Consider the following 21378-nt stretch of genomic DNA (forward strand, 5'->3'; position numbering starts at 1 on the left):
CGGCCAGCCACTGGTCGATGCGGCGCGGGTAACGGCGGTCCGGGAAGAGGGCGTTGACCTGGGCCAGTACCCCGCACAGCTTCCACCGGTGGTTGGGGGTGTGCACCCCGCCCTCGGCCATGGCCGGGGGTGGTGCATCTGTTCGGCTTCTGGGAGAGCCGGGCGTTCTACGACTCCTTCATGGCGCGGTCCCACGACCGGCTCGCGGCCAGCCAGACCGGCACCTTCCAGGACATGCGGGTGCGGCTCTTCGAGTACCGCTTCGACGTCAAGACCGGTTTCGAGCCGCAGTTCACGGACGCCGATCTGCTGCGGGTGGCGCACTGCCAGGTGCACCAGGAGCGGGCGGAGCACTTCGCGCTGATGCAGGAGAAGGTGTGGAACCCGGCGATGGCCGGCTCGCCCGGCATGTTGCGCGGCGTCTTCGCGGAGGCCGAGCCGGACAGCGAGTTCCTGGTGCTCTCCATGTGGGACTCGGGGGCCGAGCGGGCCAAGTACCGCACGGAGCGGGTGGAGCGGTTGGCGCTCCGGGCGCAGATCGGGGCCGATGTCGCCGCGATCGCCGGCGACGTCATCGACATGGAGCCCGCGTGGACGGTGTGACGAGGCTTGTCCGGCCGTCCGAAAGCCGTCGCATAGGCTGACGTCATGGCACAGCCGCGGCGTATCGTGCTCATCCGACACGGAGAGTCACAGGGGAACTATGACGATTCCGTCTACGAGCACATCCCCGACCACGCTCTGGAGCTGACAGCCAAGGGCAGGCTCCAGGCGAAGCACGCCGGGGAACACCTGCGCGACGTGTTCGGCCAGGAGCGGGTGTCGGCCTATGTCTCGCCCTACCGGCGCACCCATCAGACCTTCCAACTGCTCGGCCTCGACCCCACCCGGATCCGGGTGCGCGAGGAGCCGCGGCTGCGCGAGCAGGACTGGGGGAACTGGCAGGACCGCCAGGACGTGCTGCGGCAGAAGCGTGCCCGGGACGCCTACGGTCACTTCTTCTACCGCTTCGCCCAGGGGGAGTCGGGCGCCGACGTGTACGACCGGGTCGGGGCGTTCCTGGAGAGCCTGTGGCGAAGCTTCGAGGAGCCGGACCATCCGCCGAACGTGCTCTTGGTGACGCACGGGCTGACCATGCGGCTGTTCTGCATGCGGTGGCTGCACTGGACGGTCGCCGAGTTCGAGTCGCTCTCCAACCCGGGCAACGGGGAGACGCGGGAGCTGGTGCTCGGCCGGGACCGCCGCTACCACCTGGACCGGCCCTTCGAGCACTGGCACACACCCGAGCGGCCCTTCCAGGGCTGGTGTGCGTAGGGTGGGGGCCGCCATGCCCTACGAACCTCCCACCCACCGCGTCGAACGGTCCATCAGAGCGCTGACCGGCGCCCGGCTCGTCGCCGGCGTCGACGAGGTGGGCCGCGGCGCCTGGGCCGGGCCGGTCACCGTGTGCGCGGCCGTCACCGGGCTGCGCCGCCCGCCCGAGGGGCTCACGGACTCCAAGCTGCTCACCCCGCTGCGCCGGGCGGCCCTCACCGAGGTGCTGACGGACTGGGTGACCTCGTACGCGCTCGGACACGCCTCGCCGCAGGAGATCGACGCCCTGGGCATGACCGCCGCTCTCCGGCTGGCGGCCGTCCGCGCCCTCGAAGGACTGCCGGAACGGCCGGACGCGGTGATCCTCGACGGCAAGCACGACTACCTGGGAGCACCCTGGCAGGTACGAACGGTGATCAAGGGCGACCAGTCCTGCGTGGCGGTGGCCGCCGCCTCGGTGATCGCCAAGGTGCGCCGGGACGCGATGCTGGCGGAACTGGGCACCGCGCACCCCGAGTTCGCCTTCGACAGCAACGCCGGCTACCCCTCGCCCGTGCACCGCGCGGCCCTGGCGGAACTGGGCCCCACGCCCCACCACCGGCTCTCCTGGGCCTATATGGACGCGCTGCCCCGCTGGCGCCACCTCAAGCTTCCCTCCCACCGGGACGCCGCGGCCGACGAAACCCTCGAGGACGCCGGCCAGCTCGGCATGTTCTGACGGGGCGCCCGTCCACCAGGTCACCGACTCACCTCCTCACCCCTGCACCGCGAGGACCAGGGGGAGCACCCGGTCCGCGCCCTCGGCGCGCAGCAGCCGGGCCACGAGCGCCAGCGTCCACCCGGAATCGGCGAAGTCGTCGACCAGCAGCAGCGGCCCGGGCGTCGCCCTGATCGCCTCGGCGGTGCCCTCGGCCAACTCGAGCGAGCCGTGCAGCTCGAGAACCCGGCGACCGCTGTTGCTGCGCTGGGCCCGGGCCGAGGACTCGGCGTGCCGGACCATGCCGAGCAGCGGCATCCGGCCCGCCGCGGCGACGTCCTCGGCCAGCGAGCCGACCAGCCGCGGCCTGGCCCGGGAGGCGACACCCACCACGCCCACCGGTCGGTCGAGCGCGTCCGGCCCACCGGCGACCCAACCGCCCGGCCCCCTGGCCCAGTCGGCGAGCACGGCCACCACCGCGTCGAGTACGTCCTTCGGGAGCCGGCCGTCCTCCGCACCGGGGGCCAGCAGCGGGCGCAGCCGGTTCCCCCAGCCGATGTCCGAGAGCCGCCCCAGCGCTCGACCCGGCTCCGCCTGCTCGCCTGCCGGGATCCGGCCCTTCAGCTGGAGCCCGATCGCGGGCAGCCCGGTCGGCCACATGCGCCGCGGCTCCAGCGCTATCCCCGGCCGGGTCAACTCGCCGCGGGCCGCCTCCAGGGCCGCGGTCGTCACGCCGCTCTCGAACCTCGCGCCCGAGCAGTTGTCGCACCTGCCGCACGGGGCGGCCTCCGGGTCGTCGAGCTGGCGCCGAAGAAACTCCATCCGGCACGCCGTGGTGGCTGCGTACTCCCGCATGGCCTGCTGCTCGGCGGCCCGCTGACGCGCGACCCACGCGTAACGCTCGGCGTCGTACTCCCAGGGCTTGCCGGTGGCCGACCAGCCGCCCCGCTCCCGGCGCACCGCGCCGTCCACGTCGAGGACCTTGAGCATCATCTCCAGCCGCGACCTGCGCAGCTCGACCTGGGGTTCGAGGGCCGGCAGCGACAGCGGTCGGTCGGCGGCCGCGAGCACCTGGAGGGTGTGCCTGACCTGCGACTCGGGCGGGAAGGCGAGCGAGGCGAAGTAGCGCCAGATCGCCTCGTCCTCCGGGCCGGGCAGCAGCAGCACCTCGGCCTGGTCGACGCCGCGACCGGCGCGACCCACCTGCTGGTAGTAGGCGATGGGGGAGGAGGGGGAGCCGAGATGGATGACGAAGCCCAGGTCGGGCTTGTCGAATCCCATGCCGAGTGCGGAGGTGGCGACCAGCGCCTTGACGCGGTTGGCCAACAGGTCGTCCTCGGCGGCGACGCGGTCCGCGTTCTCCGTGCGGCCGGTGTAGGCGACGACCCGGTGGCCGCACGCCGTCAGGTAGGCCGTGACCTCCTCGGCGGCCGCGACGGTGAGGGTGTAGATGATGCCCGAGCCGGGCAGCCGCCCCAGATTGCCGTCGAGCCAGGCGAGACGGTGCGCGGCGTCGGGCAGCCCGAGCACCGAGAGGCGCAGGCTCTCCCGGTCGAGCGGGCCCCTGAGCACCAGGGCCTCCGTCGAGTCGCCGCCGGTGCCGAGCTGCTCCGCGACATCCGCCGTGACCCGGGCGTTGGCCGTGGCCGTGGTGGCCAGGACGGGGACCCCGGCGGGGAGCTCGGCGAGCATGGTGCGCAGCCGGCGGTAGTCGGGGCGGAAGTCGTGGCCCCAGTCGGAGATGCAGTGGGCCTCGTCGACGACGAGCAGGCCGGTGCTGGCGGCCAGCTCGGGGAGCACGGTGTCCCGGAAATCCGGGTTGTTGAGCCGCTCCGGGCTCACCAGCAGCACGTCTACCTCGCCCGCCGCCACCTCGGCGCGCACCGTCTCCCACTCCTCGTTGTTGGAGGAGTTGATGGTGCGGGCGGAGATGCCCGCCCTCCGCGCCGCCTCGATCTGGTTGCGCATGAGCGCCAGCAGCGGCGAGATGATCACGGTGGGGCCGCTGCCCCGCTCACGCAGCAGGGCGGTGGCGACGAAGTAGACCGCGGACTTGCCCCAGCCCGTGCGCTGCACGACCAGCGCCCGGCGGCGCTCCGCGACCAGGGCCTCGATGGCCCGCCACTGGTCGGGGCGCAGCGTGGCCTGGCCCGTGTCGTCGCCGACCAGCCGGGCCAGCACGGTGTCGGCGGCCTCGCGCAGCCGGGACCGCTCCGGGGTGTCGGGCCCCGGCGCGGTGGATTCGGTGGCGGTGGAGTGCGGGGGAGCTCCCGCGGATGCTTGCTGCATGCCCCCCATGCAAGCGGATGACGGGGACAGTCTGCCAACCGGCCTGTGGAAAACCCGCTCATACTTATGACTCTCATGATTTATGGGGCGATCTGTGGATAACTTTCCGCATCGACCTCCCCACTCCCGGCACGCTCCTGGCATGACCCACCACACCGATTCCCTCCGTGAAGTGACCCTCACCGCCGACAACCGCGTCACGCTCCGTGGCCCGGCCGACCTCGCCGACGCCCTCCCCTACCTGCTCGGCTTCCACCCGGACGACTCCATCGTGCTCGTCGCCCTGCACGGGCGGCACGGCCGGGTGGGCGGGCGGATCCGCACCGGGATCCCGGGCGATCCGGAGAGCTGGGCGGAGACCGCGGAACAACTCGCCGGCTGCCTCGCCGACAGTGGGGCCAAGCACGGCGGCAAGCCGGACGCGGCCGTCGTCTACCTCTGCCAGGAGCCGGCCGCCGGGGCCGGCCGGGAGGCGATGGAGCGCCTGCGCCCGCTGGCCCAACTGCTCCGCACGGCCTGCGGGGCCCTCGACATCCCCGTGTACGAGGCCCTGTTCGTGTCCGACGACCGCTACTGGTCGTACTGCTGCCCCGGCACCGGATGCTGCTCGGGCGAGGGCAGCGAGCTGCCGAGGCGGGGCAGCTCCCCGATGGCCGCGGCCGCGGCCTACGCCGGCATCCGGGTGCGCGGCTCACTCAAGGAACTGGAGCGCAGGTTGACACCGCTCGGGCAGCCGCACGCCGCGCGCCAGGTCCGCGCCTTCGACGCGGCGGCCGAGGCGCTGCTGCCCCGGATGCTCGACGGGGCGCCCGATTCCCCGACCGTCCGGGGCGAGACCGCGGAGCTGGCCGAGCGGCTGCTGAGCCGCTTCCGCCGAGCCGTCGCCCCCGGCGATCCCGACGACGCCTCGGCCGACGCGCAGGACGACGCCCTGCTCACGTCGGAGGAGGCGGCCCGGCTGGTGCTCGGCCTCCAGGACCGGCTGGCCCGTGACCGCGCGGCGGAGTGGATGGAGGGAGCGGAGGCGGACGTCGCGCTGCGCCTGTGGCGGGCGCTGGCCAGGCGTTGCGTGGCGGCCTACGAGACCCACGCGGCCGCCCCGCTCACCCTGGCCGGCTGGGTCTCCTGGTCGATCGGCGACGAGCTGGGCGCCCGGGTGGCGCTGGGCAGAGCGCTGGAAATCGAGCCCGAGTACGTCTTCGCCAGGCTGCTCCACCAGGCGTGCAACGAGGGTCTCGACCCGGAGCCGCTGCGCCGCTGCATGCGGCAACAGCGGGCCGCCCGCGAGCACTGACCGGGCGTCGGGGGCCCCTATGATCACCGCATGCCCTACGACCCGTCGGACTTCCCGCCGTTCGCCGTCACCGTCGATCTGGTCGTGCTCACCGTCCGGCGCCACGCGTTGTGCGCGCTCACGGTCACCAGGGGTGAGGAGCCGTTCCAGGGGCAGTGGGCGCTCCCCGGGGGCTTCGTCCGGGCCGACGAGGATCTGGCCTCCGCCGCGGCACGGGAGCTCGCCGAGGAGACGGGGCTGCGCACACAGGACGCGGGCAGCCAGCACGCCGGGGCCTACCTGGAACAGCTGGCGACCTACGGGGATCCGGGGCGCGATCCCAGGATGCGGGTGGTCAGCGTCGCGCATCTGGTGCTGGCCCCCGGCCTGCCCGCTCCGACGCCGGGGGGCGATGCCGGGGGCGCCCAGTGGACGCCCGTGCCGGGGCTCCTCGCGGCCGGGGGTGGTGCCGGGGGCGCGCGGCTCGCCTTCGACCACGCGCGGATCCTCGCCGACGGGGTCGAGCGGGCCCGGTCGAAGATCGAGTACTCGTCGCTGGCGGCCGCCTTCTGCCCCGCCGAGTTCACGGTGGGGGAGCTGCGTCGGGTCTACGAGGCGGTCTGGGGGGTCGCGCTCGATCCGCGCAACTTCCACCGCAAGGTCACCGGGACCCCCGGCTTCCTGGTGCCGGTGGGTGGCACGACCACCCGTCAGGGCGGTCGCCCGGCCCAGCTGTTCAGGGCGGGTGAGGCCACCGCCCTGAACCCGCCGATGCTCCGCCCCGAGGTGTAGCGGGGCAGGGCCGCCCGGCCCGCGCGCCGCCCGGAAAATGTCATATATCCCGTTATGGTGCCGTGGAGTGCACGCTCAACGGGAGATATCGATGATCCAGGCCATCGGACTCACCAGCGCGTCCCGCCGCGGCCGGTCGCCGGCCGTCGAGGATCTCAGCTTCGAGGCACGCCCAGGCCACGTCACCGTGCTGCTCGGGCCCCCGGGATCCGGCAAGTCGGCCACGCTGCGGCTGATGCTCCAGCTGTCACCGGGGCGCGGCGTCGCGCTCTTCCGCGGTCGTCCGATCGCCAGGGTGCCGCATCCCTCACGGGAGATCGGTGCTCTGCTCGGCGACGTGCCGGGGCATCCTCGGCGCACCGCGGCAGGTCACCTCCGGATGCTGGGGGCGGCCGCCGGGGTGCCCGCGGAGCGGGCCGACGAGGCACTCGAGGGCGTCGGCCTCGGCGGCCTCGCCGGCCAGCGTCTCGGCACCCTCTCCCGGGGCATGGACCGCAGGCTCGGGCTGGCCGCCGCGCTCCTCGGGGATCCGCACACCCTGGTGCTCGACGAGCCCTCGCTCGGCCTCGCGGCCCGCGAGACCGCCTGGCTGCACGGGCTGTTGCGCGAGCGAGCCGAGCGGGGCGGCGCGGTCCTGCTCACCACGCGGGACGTGGCGGAGGCCGTCGGCGTCGCGGACCGGGTGGTCACCCTCGACACCGGGCGGCTGGTGGCCGACCAGACCGGAGCGGACTTCGCCCGCACCCGGCTGCGGCCGCGGGTGGCCGTGCGCACCCCGCACGCCGAGCGGCTCGCGGCAGCGCTGACCGGCGAGTCCCGCGCGGCCGCCGGCGTCGAGGGCGAGCGGCGGGTCGAGATCGTCCGCGAATCGGGCAACCGGCTCTCGGTGTACGGCAGCAGTTGCGCCGCGGTCGGCGAGGTGGCCTTCCGGCACCGGGTGCTCGTTCACCAACTCGCCGACGAGGAAGGTGACTCTGGGGACCGGTCGCCCGCCGGCCCGCTGCTGCGCGCCGACGGGCGGTCGCCCGCCGGGGCGGCGCCGGCCGACGCCGCCCGGCCGGCGACCCCGCGACCGCGGAGTTCCGTGCTCCCGCCCGAGCTGCCCGTTCTCCCGCCGCCCGGCCCGAGTTGGCCGCTGCGCTACGAACTGCGCCGCTGGTCGGGGGTGCCCACCGGATGGTGGGTGAAGGCCGCCGCGTTGTTCGGCGGGCTGGTCGCCGCGCTGTGCCTCGCCGCCGCCGGGGCACTCCCCGCCGAGCGGGTGCTGGCGGGTTGGGCCGAGCCGCTGCCACTGCCACCCGTCGCCATGGCCGCCGGCCTGTTGGGAGCGCTCTCCTTCGGCCACGAGTTCCGGTACCCCGCGCTCACCCCCTCCCGGGTGCCCGTGCCGCGACGGCTCTCGCTGCTCGCCGGCAAGCTCGTCGTCACCGCGCTCGCCGCCGTGGCGCTGTGCGTCGCCGCGCTGGTGATCAACTCGGCCGCGCTCACGGCCCTGTTCGACGACGGCCGCCGGATCTCCGGATCATGGGACGTGGCGCTCTCCGGCACCGTCGGGCTGTCCGTGGGCTGCGCCTGGGCCGGGCTGCTCGCGGCCGGGATCTTCCGCTCCACGCTGGTCGGCTCGGCCGCCGTCGGCGCGGTGCCCCTGCTGCTGGCGCCCGCGCTACGGGCCGCGCTCGACCGTGGCGCCGGGCGCTCCCTCGACGGACTGCCGGGCAGGCTCCACGCGTTGACGACGCTGCCGCTCCCGTCCGGTGTGGACCGCTGGCTGTCGGCGTCCGCGGCGCTCGCCACCCGGCCCGTCGGCTGGGCGCTGCTGCTCTCGCTCGCCGTGTTGATCTGCGGATACACCCTGGTCTGCCTGCGCAACAGCCCACGCTGATCGGCGAGTCGGTCGGGCGCCAGCCGCTCCCGGACGGCGAGCGGTCCCCAACTGGGCGGCGGCAGGGCAGGTTGCCCGACCTCCGCCTCGACCGGCGTCCATTTCCTTACGGTTAGGCGTCAATTATGCGGGAGCCGCCGATCACCCTTTCGTGTGCTTTTCACCAAAGACCTCAAGGTGTCAACGAGGGCCGCCGACAAAGGAGGCGTGACTACCCTTGCGCACTCCATGATGACCGCCACCCGTTCCGCCGACTCCGGCCCCGCCGGCCCGGGTGAGCTCGACCGCTACTCCTACGCCGAGTCCACGGGAGCGGCTCGCACCACCAACGCGCTGGCCTGGGACGGCCCCGACACCGACATGGCTCGGGTCGGCCGCCGCGCCGCCGGCAGCCGGGGCCGCGGGCTCCACGGCCAACTCGTCCAGCAGCTCGGCCAGATGATCGTCTCCGGCGACCTCGGCGCCGACCGGCCGCTGGTTCCCGAGGAGATCGGCCAGCGATTCGAGGTCTCCCGCACCGTGGTCCGCGAGTCCCTGCGGGTTCTGGAGGCCAAAGGCCTGGTGAGCGCCCGGCCCAACGTCGGCACCCGGGTCCGCCCCGTCGGCGACTGGAACCTGCTCGACCCCGACATCATCGAGTGGCGGGCGTTCGGCCCGCAGCGCGAGGACCAGCGTCGTGAGCTGTGCGAGCTGCGCCTGACCATCGAGCCCCTGGCCGCCAGGCTCGCCGCCGGCGACACCCGGGAGGAGGTGCGTCAGCGCCTCGGCGACATGGTCGACATCATGACCCACGCCCTCGCCCAGGGCGACGCGCTCACCTTCTCCCGCGCCGACGCCGAGTTCCACGCCCTGCTCCTCCAGGCCGCCGGCAACCGCATGCTGGAACACCTGTCCGGGATCGTCGCCTCCGCGCTCCAGGTCTCCGGCGGCGCCCCCTCCGGCTGCGAGCACCCGACGGAGGGCTCGGTCGCCCAGCACCAGCGCATCGTGGACGCCATCACCTCGGGGGAGCCGGTCGCCGCCGAGACCGCGATGCGTCACCTGCTCACCCTCACCACGGACGGCGCCGCGGCCGCGGCGGGCTCGGACCATGTGGTTCCCGCCCCGCGCGAGCACTGATCCGGCGGAGGGACACGCGATCCGGCGTCGTCGAGGCCGGCCCGGCAGGGTTTCGGCGGCGCCTCGGGCCCGACTCGTCGCCGTCGGGTCGCGATGTGACTCGCGCCACGTGCGAGCCGCGTAACGCTTCGGGAAGCAGCGCGATGATTCAAGAGGTGGCCGCAGTGTCCGGGCCGAGGGTCCGTAGCACCGCGCCACCACCGTCGGCCCATCCCGCCGCCGGTCACGGTTCCGCTTGCTTCGGGCGGGCCCTAAGCCGTTCCCAGAGTTTCCGAGAGGTTGTTCGTGTCGGCCAGCACTTCCCGTACTCTCCCTGCCGAGATCGCCGAGTCCGATTCTGTGATGGCGCTGATCGAACGGGGAAAGGCTGAGGGGCAGATCGCCGGCGATGATCTGCGCCGGGCCATCGAGGCTGACCAGATCCCGAAAGCCCAGTGGAAGAACGTTCTGCGCAGCCTCAACCAGATCCTCGACGAGGAGGGCGTGACGCTGATGGTGAGTGCCGCCGAGGCGCCCAAGCGCACCCGGAAGAGTGTCGCCGCGAAGACGACGGCCAAGCGCACCGCGACCAAGACCGTCGCGGCCAAGACGGCTCCGGCCAAGCAGGCCACGGCCATGGCCCGCCCGGAGGATCCGGCGGGTGAGATCGAACGCGCCGAGATGGCGGGTGGCTCCGTGAGCCGTCCGGCGGCGAAGAAGGCCGTGGCCAAGAAGGCGGTCGCCAAGAAGGCTCCGGCGAAGAAGGCCGTGGCCAAGAAGGCGCCGGCCGCCAAGAAGGGGCCCGTCGCCACCAAGAAGACCGCGGGCAAGAAGGACGAGCCCAACAAGTCGGAGCTGGCCGACGAGTTCCTGGACGGCGACGAGGAGGGCATCGAGGAGCCCACCGACCGCGCCGTGCGGGCCGGTGCCGCTCCCGGTGAGGGCCCCGAGGGCAAGCAGGAGAACGAGGGCTTCGTCCTGTCCGACGAGGACGAGGACGACGCCCCCGCCCAGCAGGTGGCCGCCGCCGGCGCCACGGCCGACCCGGTCAAGGACTACCTCAAGCAGATCGGCAAGGTCCCCCTGCTCAACGCGGAGCAGGAGGTGGAGCTCGCCAAGCGCATCGAGGCGGGTCTCTTCGCCGAGGACAAGCTGGCCAGCTCCGACAAGATCGCGCCCAAGCTGCGCCGCGAGCTGGAGATCATCTCCGAGGACGGCCGTCGGGCCAAGAACCACCTGCTGGAGGCCAACCTCCGGCTGGTCGTCTCGCTGGCCAAGCGCTACACCGGCCGCGGCATGCTCTTCCTGGACCTGATCCAGGAGGGCAACCTCGGTCTGATCCGCGCGGTCGAGAAGTTCGACTACACCAAGGGCTACAAGTTCTCGACGTACGCCACCTGGTGGATCCGCCAGGCGATCACCCGCGCCATGGCCGACCAGGCCCGCACCATCCGCATCCCGGTGCACATGGTCGAGGTGATCAACAAGCTCGCCCGCGTCCAGCGGCAGATGCTCCAGGACCTGGGCCGCGAGCCCACCCCGGAGGAGCTGGCCAAGGAACTCGACATGACCCCGGAGAAGGTCGTCGAGGTCCAGAAGTACGGTCGGGAGCCCATCTCGCTGCACACCCCGCTCGGCGAGGACGGCGACAGCGAGTTCGGTGACCTCATCGAGGACTCCGAGGCCGTGGTGCCCGCCGACGCGGTCAGCTTCACGCTGCTCCAGGAGCAGCTGCACTCCGTGCTCGACACGCTGAGCGAGCGTGAGGCCGGCGTCGTCTCGATGCGCTTCGGCCTCACCGACGGCCAGCCCAAGACGTTGGACGAGATCGGCAAGGTCTACGGCGTGACCCGGGAGCGGATCCGGCAGATCGAGTCCAAGACCATGTCCAAGCTGCGTCACCCGTCCCGCTCCCAGGTGCTGCGGGACTACCTCGACTGAGGCGGCCCCCAGGCGGGGGCCCAGCGGCCCCGTCCCGGCGCGCCTGAACGGCCGGTGGCTCCCCTCGGGGGTGGTCACCGGCCGTCGTCGTCACCAGAGCCCGGCGCGGCCCGCAGGAGGGCATGGCAAGCGGGCGGTCACCGCCCGTGCGCGGGTGACCGCCCGCTGTCCGGTCGACACACCAACCGGACGGAGCCGCTCGTCAGGGGGACGCGATACGTCGGATCTCGGTCGATCAGCGTTCGTCGTCGCTCGCGGATGCGGGAGTCGCGGTGAGCTTCTCCGTCTCGTCCTGTATCTCCGCGGCGATCTTCTTGAGCTCCGGCTCGAACTTGCGGCCGTGGTGAGCGCAGAACAGCAGCTCTCCGCCGCTGATGAGGACCACGCGGAGATACGCCTGGGCACCACAGCGGTCGCAGCGGTCCCCAGCCGTCAGCGGGGTCGCGGGGGTCAGAACAGTAGTCACGTCGCCTCTTCTCTAGCTCGACGAGCTGTCGTACCAGGGACAACATCCAACCAGGCCGAGAACGTTCCCGCTCGCGGCTTCTCGATGGAAAAAATTCTCCCGAGATGGCCGAACGCTGCCCGGTGGCGGCGAATGAGCCGTATTGCAGTTGCTTGGTGTAATGCGTCGTCTCGTTGTTTTGTTCCGGCTACCTCGGTGTATCCGGGGGTCCTCCCTTGTTCAGGAGGACGTGCCCGGAGCCTAAATGGTTCATGCCTCGAAGGGAACGTGATGTACACGTCACCCAGACGAGTTATCGAACGTGTGAGCGACGCTCGGCTACCCTGGATACTTCCCGGGGAGCCGCACAACCGCTCTACAGGGCCTCGGTACCCTCTGAGCGGCGACCGCCACCACATCTGGGCCAGATCAGAATTCAGCGAGGAGCGAACTGCGTGACCGCCGACACGTCCGTGCCGTCCACAGCACTGTTGACCGGGGCCGACCCGGCAGGCAACTACACCGCGCGGCACCTGCTTGTCCTGGAGGGTCTCGAGGCGGTTCGTAAGCGCCCGGGCATGTACATCGGGTCCACGGACAGCCGCGGGCTGATGCACTGCCTCTGGGAGATCATCGACAACGCCGTCGACGAGGCCCTGGGGGGGCACTGCGACCGGATCGAGGTGCTGCTGCACGACGACGGCTCGGTCGAGGTCCGGGACAACGGGCGCGGCATCCCCGTCGACATCGAGCCCAAGACCGGGCTCTCCGGTGTCGAGGTCGTGATGACCAAGCTGCACGCCGGCGGCAAGTTCGGCGGCGGCGCCTACGCGGCCTCCGGCGGCCTGCACGGCGTCGGCGCCTCCGTGGTGAACGCCCTCTCGGCCCGGCTCGACGTCGAGGTCGACCTGGGCGGCAGCACCCATGCCATCAGCTTCCGGCGCGGTACCCCCGGCTTCTTCGCCCGCTCCGGGCCCGAGGCCCCGTTCGAACCGGCCAACGGGCTGCGCAAGGCGAAGAAGATCCCCAAGGCCCGCACCGGCACCCGGGTGCGCTACTGGGCGGACCGGCAGATCTTCCTCAAGGACGCCAAGCTCTCCCTCGACACCCTGTACGCCCGCGCCCGGCAGACGGCCTTCCTGGTCCCCGGGCTCACCATCACGGTCCGTGACGAGCGGGGCGTCGACGGTGCCGAGCCGTCCGAGGAGGTCTTCCGCTACGACGGCGGGATCAGCGAGTTCTGCGAGTTCCTGGCCGCCGACAAGCCGGTCTGCGACGTGCTGCGGCTCACCGGCCAGGGCACCTTCAAGGAGACCGTTCCGGTCCTCGACGAGCGCGGCCACATGATCCCCACCGAGGTCAAGCGCGACCTGGACGTCGACATCGCGCTGCGCTGGGGCACCGGCTACGAGACCACAGTGCGCTCGTTCGTCAACATCATCGCCACCCCCAAGGGCGGCACCCACGTCACCGGCTTCGAGCGGGCGGTCACCCGCACCGTCAACGAGGTGCTGCGCGCCGCCAAGCTGCTGCGGGTCGCCGAGGACGACGTGGTCAAGGACGACGCCCTGGAGGGCATGACCGCGGTGGTCACCGTGCGGCTCGCCGAGCCGCAGTTCGAGGGGCAGACCAAGGAGGTGCTCGGCACCTCGGCCGCCTCCCGGATCGTGGCCCAGGTGGTCGGCAAGGAGCTCAAGGGCTTCCTGACCTCCACCAGGCGGGACGACAAGCAGCAGGCCCGTGCCGTGCTGGAGAAGGTCGTCGCCGCCGCCCGCACCCGGATCGCCGCCCGCCAGCACAAGGAGGCCCAGCGCCGCAAGACGGCCCTGGAGTCCTCGGCGCTGCCGGCCAAGCTGGCCGACTGCCGCAGCGACGACGTGGACCGCAGCGAACTGTTCATCGTCGAGGGCGACAGCGCGCTCGGCACGGCCAAGCTGGCCAGGAACTCGGAGTTCCAGGCGCTGCTGCCGATCCGCGGCAAGATCCTCAACGTTCAGAAGTCGTCGGTCTCCGACATGCTGAAGAACGCCGAGTGCGGCGCCATCATCCAGGTGATAGGAGCCGGGTCGGGGCGAACCTTCGACATCGACCAGGCGCGCTACGGCCGGGTGATCTTCCTGGCCGACGCCGACGTGGACGGCGCGCACATCCGCTGTCTGCTGCTGACGCTCTTCCAGCGCTACATGCGGCCGATGGTCGAGCAGGGCCGGGTCTTCTCCGCCGTGCCGCCGCTGCACCGGATCGAGCTGAGCAACCCGAAGAAGGGCCAGGACAAGTACCTGTACACCTACTCGGACGCCGAGCTCCGGGAGACCCTGCTCGACCTGGGGCGCCGCAAGGTCCGCTACAAGGAGTCGATCCAGCGTTACAAGGGCCTCGGTGAGATGGACGCCGACCAGCTGGCCGAGACCACGATGGACCCGCGTCGGCGCACCCTGCGGCGGATCAACATCAACGACCTGGAGGCGGCCGAGGAGGCGTTCAGCCTGCTGATGGGGAACGAGGTGGCGCCCCGCCGGGAGTTCATCACCAACTCGGCGGCCACGCTCGACCGCTCCCGCATCGACACGTAGTCGCCGCGCCGGTCAGCCGGTCAGCCGGGTGGCTGACCGGCGCCGGTCAGGGCGACGACGCCGGTGACGGCCATCCGTGGCCGGGCCTCGAAGAGTGCCCCGCAGCTGGCCGGGGCGGGGGCGCCGTCGGTGAGCTCCGCCACCGTGACCCGCCAGCGGCGGCCGTCCGCGTGGCCCACGACGATCCCGTCCGGGCCCCGGTCGGCGAGCACGGCCAGGGCGTCCAGGCCCTGCTCCCCGGTGGCCTCCCGGACGGCCAGCTCGGCCGCCTGCCCGGGACGGTCCCAGGCGGACCGGCCGCGGCAGCCGTCCGTGACCAGCTGGCCGTCGTCCAGCGCCGCCAGGACGCCCTTGACACCCACCGCCGTCATGCGCCCGTAGGCATAGCCGTGCGGCAGCACCAGCAGCGTGGGGGAGAAGCGGTGCCCGCCGATGTGGGTGATCTCCCAGACCTCGGAGCCGCCGCTGGCCACCAGCTCGGCGGCCAGCGGCCGGCCGAGCAGCGCACAGCAGCGGTCGCGCCGGCCGTTGGTGCACACCAGGGTCAGCGGTGCGCCGCGGTGCGGCTCCCAGCGTCCGTCGTGGAGGCCGGCGCCGAGCCGGGCGAAGTCCAGGTCGAGCAGGGCCTCCGGGCGCACCCGCTCGGTGACCCGGACCCAGGCGTTCCCCGGCAGGGTGTGGGCGAGGTAGGCGCGGTGGCCCGCGGCGGCTCCCGGGCGGTCCGCGTGCCGCCCCGGCCGGCGGATCAGCGCCACCCGCACCCCGGTGCCGGCGGTGGCGGCCTCCAGGGCCCGGCCCACGGCGGGGTCGAGGTGGCTGTCGACCAGGGCGTCGGGGCCCCAGGGGCCCGGCTGTTCGATCAGCAGCCAGGTCCTGGCGGTGCCGGCGGTCGCGGCCAGCGGCTCGGTCAGGGCCCGGGAGAGGGTGGTGCACGTGCTCACCCAGGTAAGGCTAGCCTCCCCTGACCCGGGCTCCGCTCTCGATCCCTCGGCTCCGGGGGTGACGCAAGTAGTTTGCGTTGCTTACATTATTCTTGCGCCCATGACACGACGACTTGCGCAGGTCGCGCAGAAGGTGGGGGTCAGCGAGGCCACGGTCAGCCGGGTGCTCAACGGCAAGCCCGGCGTCTCCGAGGCCACTCGCCAGGCCGTCCTCACGGCGCTCGACGTGCTCGGCTACGAGCGGCCCACCCAGCTGCGCGGGGAACGCGGCCGCCTGGTCGGCCTGGTGCTCCCCGAGCTGAGCAACCCGATCTTCCCGGCGTTCGCCGAGGTGCTCGGCGGAGTGCTGGCCCAGCGCGGCCTGGTCCCCGTGCTGTGCACCCAGACCCCGGGCGGCGTGCAGGAGACGGACTACGTCGACCTGCTGCTCCAACAGCAGGTCTCCGGCGTGGTGTTCGCCGGCGGCCGGTACGCGCAGGCGGACGCCTCGCACGACCACTACCGGCTGCTTGCCGAGCGGCGGCTGCCGGTGGTGCTGATCAACGCCTCCGTGCCGGGACTTGGCTTCCCCCAGGTCTCCTGCGACGACGCGGTGGCGGCCGAACAGGCGTGGCGGCACCTGGCCTCGTTGGGCCACGAGCGGATCGGCCTGGTGCTCGGCCCTGGCGACCACGTGCCGTCCCAGCGCAAGCTGGCGGCCGCCCGCGCGGTGGCGGCGGCCGGCGGCCGCGAGCTGCCCGACGACCTGGTGGCCAGGGCGATGTACACGCTGGAGGGCGGGCAGGCGGCCACCGCGACCCTGCTGGAGCGCGGGGTCACCGGCGTGATCTGCGCCAGCGACGTGATCGCGCTGGGCGCGGTGCGCGCGGCCCGGCGGCGCGGGCTCGGCGTGCCGGCCGACCTGTCCGTGGTGGGATTCGACGACTCGGCGCTGATGACCTGCACCTCGCCGCCGCTGAGCACGGTGCGGCAGCCGATCGAGGCGATGGGCCGGGCGGCCGTCGAGATGCTGGTGGCGCAGTTCGGGGGCCGCGACGTGGCCCGCGACGAGTTGCTGTTCGAGCCGGAGCTGGTGGTCCGCGAGTCGACGGGGCCGGCACCCCGCTGACCAGCACCGTGTAGTCAAGTTTTTTCCATTTACGCGCAGGATATTGCGCGCTGCTGACTCCGATGGTTGAGTGTGCGCCACTCTGTGGTCATGCCGTGCCATGCCGACGAAGGGGTCTCTCATGTCACGCAGCGCGCACCGGCGCCTCCGCGTCCGCCTCGCGACCGCCACCGCCCTCGTCCTCCCGCTCGCCCTGGTCGCCTGTTCCTCGGGTGACGGCGCCACCGGCGACGACGGGCGGATCCGGCTCGACATCAACGGCCAGCCCCCCGGCACCGACGAGCGTGAACTGCGGGTCTTCCTGGCCGAGATCGCGGCGTTCGAGGAGGCGCACCCGGACATCGACATCGTTCCGCACGAGGGGTTCATGGAGCCCGAGACGTTCAACACCCGGGTCGCCGGCGGCGACCTGGAGGACGTCTTCTACGTCTACTTCACCGACCCCGCCGGCATCATCGAGCAGGGCTACGCCGCCGACATTACCGACCACCTCGCCGACGTCCCCCAGCTCGACCAGGTGCGGCCCGAACTCCACCAGGTCTTCCAGGACGAGGAGGGCCGCCAGTACGGCGTCCCCACCGCCAACTACTCGATGGGCCTGCTCTACAACCGCGACCTCTTCGAGCGCGCCGGCCTCGATCCCGACGCGCCCCCGACCACCTGGGACGAGGTCCGCGAGGCCGCCGACGCCATCGCCGACCTCGGCGGCGGCGTCACGGGCTACGGCGAGTGCACCATCGACAACACCGGCGGCTGGCACCTGACCGCCGAGATCTACTCGCGGGGCGGCCTCGTCGCCGAGCCCGCCGGCGACTCCCACCGCGCCGCCTTCGACGCCGCCCCGGCGCGCGAGCTGCTGCGCACCCTCCAGGCCATGCGCTGGGAGGACGACTCGATGGGCAGCGACCAACTCCGCTCCTGCGAGGACCTGATGATCCAGATGGGCGCCGGACAGCTGGGCATGTACATAGCCGCCCCGGACAACCTGCCCACCCTGGTCAGGCAGTACGAGGGCTCCTACGAGAACCTGGGCCTCGCCCCCATCCCCGACGGGCAGGCCACCCTCCTGGGCGGCGAGGGCTACATGATCAACGCCAACGCCACGCCCGAGCAGATCGACGCCGCCCTCACCTGGCTCCAGTGGCGCTTCGTCAACCCGGACGAGATCGAGCGCCGCATCCAGGAGAGCCGCGACGACGGGCTGCCGGTCGGCCTCCCGATGCCGCCCACCCCCGACATCTGGATCGCCGGCGAGACCAGGGACGCGGTCGAGGCGCTCAAGGAGCAGTACGCCAACGTCCCGGTGGAGCACGTCGCGCCCTTCATGGAAGCGGCCCCCGAGATCGAGGGCCGGATCGAGCCGCCCCGGGCCCAGGAGGTCTACGCGATCCTCGACAACGTCATGCAGGCCGTGCTGACCGAGCGCGACACGGACGTCGACGCGGTGCTCGCCGACGCGGCGCAGCAGGTCGACCGGATCTACGGCGCCTCCTGAGATGGCCCTCCGCGCCCCGGCCAACGCGCCCAAGCCGGTCGCCGCGCCCACCCCGGCCGCGGCCCCGGCCGTCAGGCGGCGGCTGGCCGAACAGCTCACCGCCTACGGGTTCCTGTGCGGCGCGCTGCTGGTCTTCGCGGTCTTCGCCTGGTACCCGGTCGTCAGGAACGTGGTCCTCGCCTTCCAGGAGGTGAACTTCGTCCGCGGCTCCAGCTGGGTCGGCCTGGAGAACTTCCGCCACGTCCTCGACGACCCGCTGTTCGCCACCGCCTGGCGCAACAGCGCCCTCTTCACCCTCTACGCCCTGGTGCTCGGCTTCGGCGTGCCGTTCGTGGCCGCCGTGCTGATCAACGAGTTCCGGCACGCCCGCGCCTACTTCAGGGTCCTCGTCTACCTGCCGGTGATGCTGCCCCCCGTCGTGGTGGCCCTGATGTGGCGCTGGTTCTACCAGCCGGAGGGCGGGCTGATCAACGAGGTGCTCGGCACCGCCGGGCTGCCCACCTCGCAGTGGACCAACTCCCCGGACACCGCCCTGATCTCGCTGGTCATCGTCTCCACCTGGGCCAACATGGGGACCGCCACCCTGATCTACCTGGCCGCCCTCCAGACCATCCCCGGCGAGCTCTACGAGTCCGCCGAGCTGGACGGCGCCGGGATCTGGCGGCGGCTGTGGCACGTGACCGTCCCGGCGACCCGCTTCGTCATCCTCATGCTGCTGCTCCTCCAGGTGGTGGCCACCATGCAGGTGTTCACCGAGCCCTTCGTGATGACCGGCGGCGGCCCGCAGGACTCCACCGTCACCGTGATGCTGCTCGTCTACCGCTACGCGTTCGTCCACCACGATTTCGGCGCGGCGAGCGCCATGAGCCTGCTGCTGCTCCTCGTCCTCGCCGTCTTCTCCGCCGCCTACCTGCGGGTCACCCGCGGCCGGGCCGACTGAACGGGAGGTCGTCCATGCGCACCCTGGTCCGCCCGGCCGCCCTCCGGACGCGCCGCGGCCGGCTCGTCTACTGGTCCCTGTTCGCCGTCACCCTGCTGCTGTTCACCCTGGCCTTCGTCATCCCGCTCTACTGGATGGTGACCGGCGGCATGAAGAGCTCGCCCGAACTCGCCAGGAACCCGCCCACCTACGTGCCGGAGGAGTGGCACCCGGACACCTACACGGACGCCTGGAACCGGCTCGACCTCGCGCGCTACTTCGGCAACACCCTCACCCTCATCGGCGGCGCCTGGCTGCTCGGGCTCGCGATCCAACTGCCGGCCGCCTACGCGCTCTCCCGCCTCCGGCCGCGGTTCGGTGGCCTGGTGCTCGGGCTGATGCTGGTCACCCTGATGGTCCCGGCCACCGTGCTGCTGGTGCCGACCTACCTGACCGTCACCGACGTGCCGCTGCTCGGCCTCAACCTGGTCAACAACCCGGCCGCGGTCTGGCTGCCGGCCGCCGCCAACGCGTTCAACATCTACGTCCTCAAGAACTTCTTCGACCGGATACCCGGCGAACTCCTCGACGCGGCACGCATCGACGGCGCGGGACCGCTCACCGTGCTCCGGCGGATCGTGCTGCCGCTCTCCCGCCCGATCATCGCCGTGGTGTCGATCCTCTCCGTCACCGCGCTCTGGCGCGACTTCCTCTGGCCCCTCGTGGTGCTGCCCGACCCGGCGAGGCAACCGATCACGGTCTACCTCCAGCGGATCTCCGACAGCACCTCGCTCAACCTGCTCATCGCCGGGCTCGTCCTGGCCAGCATCCCCCTGGTCCTGCTCTTCCTGGTCTTCCAGCGCCACATCATCGCCGGCCTGACCGCCGGCGGAATCAAGGGCTGAGCGATCACCGGAAAGGAACCCCACTCCGTGCCGCACCAAGCCAGCGACTGGTGGCGCAGCGCCGCCATCTACCAGGTGTACATCCGCAGCTTCGCCGACGGCGACGGCGACGGCACCGGCGACCTGGCCGGCGTCCGGGCCAGACTGCCCTACCTGGCCGACCTCGGCGTCGAGGCGCTGTGGTTCACCCCCTGGTACGTCTCGCCGCTCGCCGACGGCGGCTACGACGTCGCGGACTACCGCGCCATCGACCCCGCGTTCGGCACCCTGGCCGAGGCGGAGAAGCTGATCACCGAGGCCGACCGGCTCGGCCTGCGCACCATCGTGGACGTCGTCCCCAACCACGTCTCGGCCGAGCACCGCTGGTTCCGGGCCGCGCTCGCCGCGCCGCCCGGCAGCCCCGAGCGGGCCCGCTTCCACTTCCGCCCCGGGCGCGGCCCGGGCGGCGAACGGCCGCCCAACGACTGGCGGTCCGAGTTCGGCGGCCCCGCCTGGAGCCGCACCACCGAACCCGACGGCACCCCGGGGGAGTGGTACCTGCACCTGTTCGCGCCGGAACAGCCCGACCTCGACTGGTCGCACCCCGAGGTCCGTGCCGAGCACGAGGACGTGCTGCGGTTCTGGTTCGAACGCGGCGCCGCCGGCATCCGGATCGACTCCGCGGCGCTGCTCGCCAAGGACCCCGAACTCCCGGACTTCGACCCCCAGCACGACCCGCACCCCTACGTCGACCGGGACGAGCTGCACGACGTCTACCGCGCCTGGCGCGCCCTCGCCGACCGCTACGACGGCGTGCTGATCGGCGAACTCTGGCTGCCGGACGTCGAGCGCTTCGCCCGCTACCTGCGCCCCGACGAACTGCACACCGCCTTCAACTTCGACTTCCTCGCCTGCCCCTGGGACCCCGACCGGCTGCGCCGCTCCATCGACGCGACGCTCGCCGCGCACGCCGGCGTCGGCGCGCCCGCCACCTGGGTGCTCAGCAACCACGACGTGACCCGCACCGTCACCCGCTACGGCCGCGCCGACACCGGGTTCGACTTCGCCGCCAAGCGCTTCGGCACCCCCACCGACCCGGCCCTCGGCACCCGCCGCGCCAGGGCCGCCGCGCTCCTCACCCTCGCCCTGCCCGGCGCCGTCTACCTCTACCAGGGCGAGGAACGCGGCCTGCCGGAGGCCGAGGTGCCGCGCGACCGCATCGTCGACCCGATGCACGACCGCTCCGGCGGGATCGACCCGGGCCGCGACGGCTGCCGGGTGCCACTGCCCTGGGAGGGCACGGAACCGCCCTACGGCTTCGGCGGCCCCACCACCTGGCTGCCGCAGCCGGCCGACTGGGCGCCCTACACCGTGGACCGGCAGGCGGCCGACCCCCACTCCATGCTCAGCCTCTACCGCACCGCGCTCCGGCTGCGCCGCGCCGGGGCGCCGGCCGCGGCCGACGGGCTGCGCTGGCTGCCCACCGCGCCTGGACTGCTCGCCTTCGCCCTGCCCGACGGGCTGATCTGCGCGGTCAACCTGGCCGCCGAGCCCGCCACGCCACCGCCCCACTCGGAGGTCCTGCTGACGTCCGGCCCACTGGACGACGCCGGCCGGCTGCCACAGGACACCGCCGCCTGGCTGCGCGGCTGACCCCGCGCCGCCCGGCACCGCACAGCAGCACGTACCGCACGTACCGCCGTTCAGCACGCACCGTTCCCGCACCG

At 72.6% G+C, this 21378-nt stretch carries 17 protein-coding genes; 14 read left to right on the plus strand and 3 right to left on the minus strand.

Features of this window, described 5'->3' with window-relative positions; all coding sequences use genetic code 11:
* Positions 1-129 precede the first annotated feature (129 nt).
* The 3 genes from E1283_RS02635 to E1283_RS02645 are packed head-to-tail and all read left to right on the plus strand — an operon-like array spanning position 130 to position 2032.
* Positions 130-603, plus strand: coding sequence for a DUF4937 domain-containing protein (locus E1283_RS02635; RefSeq protein WP_132816126.1), 474 nt, complete (start codon positions 130-132; stop codon positions 601-603).
* A 45-nt stretch (positions 604-648) separates the two neighbouring features.
* Positions 649-1314, plus strand: a complete 666-nt coding sequence (locus E1283_RS02640) for a histidine phosphatase family protein (RefSeq protein WP_132816128.1) — start codon at positions 649-651, stop codon at positions 1312-1314.
* 13 nt (positions 1315-1327) lie between these two features.
* A complete protein-coding gene (locus E1283_RS02645) occupies positions 1328-2032 on the plus strand; it encodes a ribonuclease HII (RefSeq protein WP_132816130.1) in 705 nt (234 codons plus the stop codon).
* A gap of 36 nt (positions 2033-2068) precedes the next feature.
* On the opposite strand, the gene E1283_RS02650 is transcribed toward E1283_RS02645, so the two are convergent.
* Positions 2069-4300 carry a RecQ family ATP-dependent DNA helicase gene (locus E1283_RS02650; protein ID WP_132816132.1) on the minus strand — a complete coding sequence of 744 codons (2232 nt, stop codon included), beginning with the start codon at positions 4298-4300 and terminating at the stop codon, positions 2069-2071.
* Between the two features lie 142 nt (positions 4301-4442).
* Here E1283_RS02650 and E1283_RS02655 point away from each other — a divergent pair, with 142 nt between their 5' ends.
* The 5 genes from E1283_RS02655 to E1283_RS02675 all read left to right on the plus strand — a co-directional run bounded on the left by E1283_RS02655 (position 4443) and on the right by E1283_RS02675 (position 11286).
* Positions 4443-5594, plus strand: a complete 1152-nt coding sequence (locus E1283_RS02655; protein WP_132816134.1) for a DUF4192 domain-containing protein — start codon at positions 4443-4445, stop codon at positions 5592-5594.
* A gap of 30 nt (positions 5595-5624) precedes the next feature.
* The gene (locus E1283_RS02660; RefSeq protein ID WP_132816136.1) at positions 5625-6365 is read left to right on the plus strand and encodes an NUDIX hydrolase; all 741 of its coding nucleotides are present in this window, start codon (positions 5625-5627) and stop codon (positions 6363-6365) included.
* 91 nt (positions 6366-6456) lie between these two features.
* Positions 6457-8247 (plus strand): ATP-binding cassette domain-containing protein, encoded by a 1791-nt coding sequence (locus E1283_RS02665; RefSeq protein ID WP_132816138.1) that lies wholly within the window; start codon positions 6457-6459, stop codon positions 8245-8247.
* Positions 8248-8400: 153 nt separating this feature from the next.
* Positions 8401-9366, plus strand: a complete 966-nt coding sequence (locus E1283_RS02670) for a FadR/GntR family transcriptional regulator (RefSeq protein ID WP_132816140.1) — start codon at positions 8401-8403, stop codon at positions 9364-9366.
* Between the two features lie 285 nt (positions 9367-9651).
* The gene (locus E1283_RS02675) at positions 9652-11286 is read left to right on the plus strand and encodes an RNA polymerase sigma factor (RefSeq protein WP_132816142.1); all 1635 of its coding nucleotides are present in this window, start codon (positions 9652-9654) and stop codon (positions 11284-11286) included.
* Between the two features lie 235 nt (positions 11287-11521).
* On the opposite strand, the gene E1283_RS02680 is transcribed toward E1283_RS02675, so the two are convergent.
* The gene (locus tag E1283_RS02680; protein ID WP_132816144.1) at positions 11522-11752 is read right to left on the minus strand and encodes a DUF7455 domain-containing protein; all 231 of its coding nucleotides are present in this window, start codon (positions 11750-11752) and stop codon (positions 11522-11524) included.
* A gap of 434 nt (positions 11753-12186) precedes the next feature.
* Between E1283_RS02680 and E1283_RS02685 the strand changes: the two genes are divergently transcribed.
* On the plus strand, positions 12187-14304 hold the full coding sequence (locus E1283_RS02685) for a DNA gyrase/topoisomerase IV subunit B (protein WP_132816146.1): 2118 nt from the start codon (positions 12187-12189) through the stop codon (positions 14302-14304).
* 20 nt (positions 14305-14324) lie between these two features.
* On the opposite strand, the gene E1283_RS02690 is transcribed toward E1283_RS02685, so the two are convergent.
* Entirely contained in the window at positions 14325-15245 is a 921-nt protein-coding gene (locus E1283_RS02690; RefSeq protein WP_132816148.1) for a sucrase ferredoxin, read from the minus strand.
* Between the two features lie 100 nt (positions 15246-15345).
* On the opposite strand from E1283_RS02690, the gene E1283_RS02695 reads away from it, so the two are divergent.
* From E1283_RS02695 to E1283_RS02715, 5 genes are all read left to right on the plus strand, one after another.
* On the plus strand, positions 15346-16353 hold the full coding sequence (locus tag E1283_RS02695; RefSeq protein WP_132816150.1) for a LacI family DNA-binding transcriptional regulator: 1008 nt from the start codon (positions 15346-15348) through the stop codon (positions 16351-16353).
* Between the two features lie 121 nt (positions 16354-16474).
* Positions 16475-17848, plus strand: a complete 1374-nt coding sequence (locus E1283_RS02700; protein WP_132816152.1) for an ABC transporter substrate-binding protein — start codon at positions 16475-16477, stop codon at positions 17846-17848.
* Position 17849: 1 nt separating this feature from the next.
* Positions 17850-18788 (plus strand): carbohydrate ABC transporter permease, encoded by a 939-nt coding sequence (locus tag E1283_RS02705; protein ID WP_132816154.1) that lies wholly within the window; start codon positions 17850-17852, stop codon positions 18786-18788.
* A 14-nt stretch (positions 18789-18802) separates the two neighbouring features.
* A complete protein-coding gene (locus E1283_RS02710) occupies positions 18803-19672 on the plus strand; it encodes a carbohydrate ABC transporter permease (RefSeq protein WP_132816156.1) in 870 nt (289 codons plus the stop codon).
* 27 nt (positions 19673-19699) lie between these two features.
* Positions 19700-21304, plus strand: coding sequence for a glycoside hydrolase family 13 protein (locus tag E1283_RS02715; RefSeq protein ID WP_341829903.1), 1605 nt, complete (start codon positions 19700-19702; stop codon positions 21302-21304).
* The last annotated feature ends 74 nt before the right edge of the window (positions 21305-21378 follow it).

It is taken from the genome of Streptomyces hainanensis (assembly GCF_004348415.1).
In the GTDB taxonomy this organism is placed as follows: domain Bacteria; phylum Actinomycetota; class Actinomycetes; order Streptomycetales; family Streptomycetaceae; genus Streptomyces; species Streptomyces hainanensis.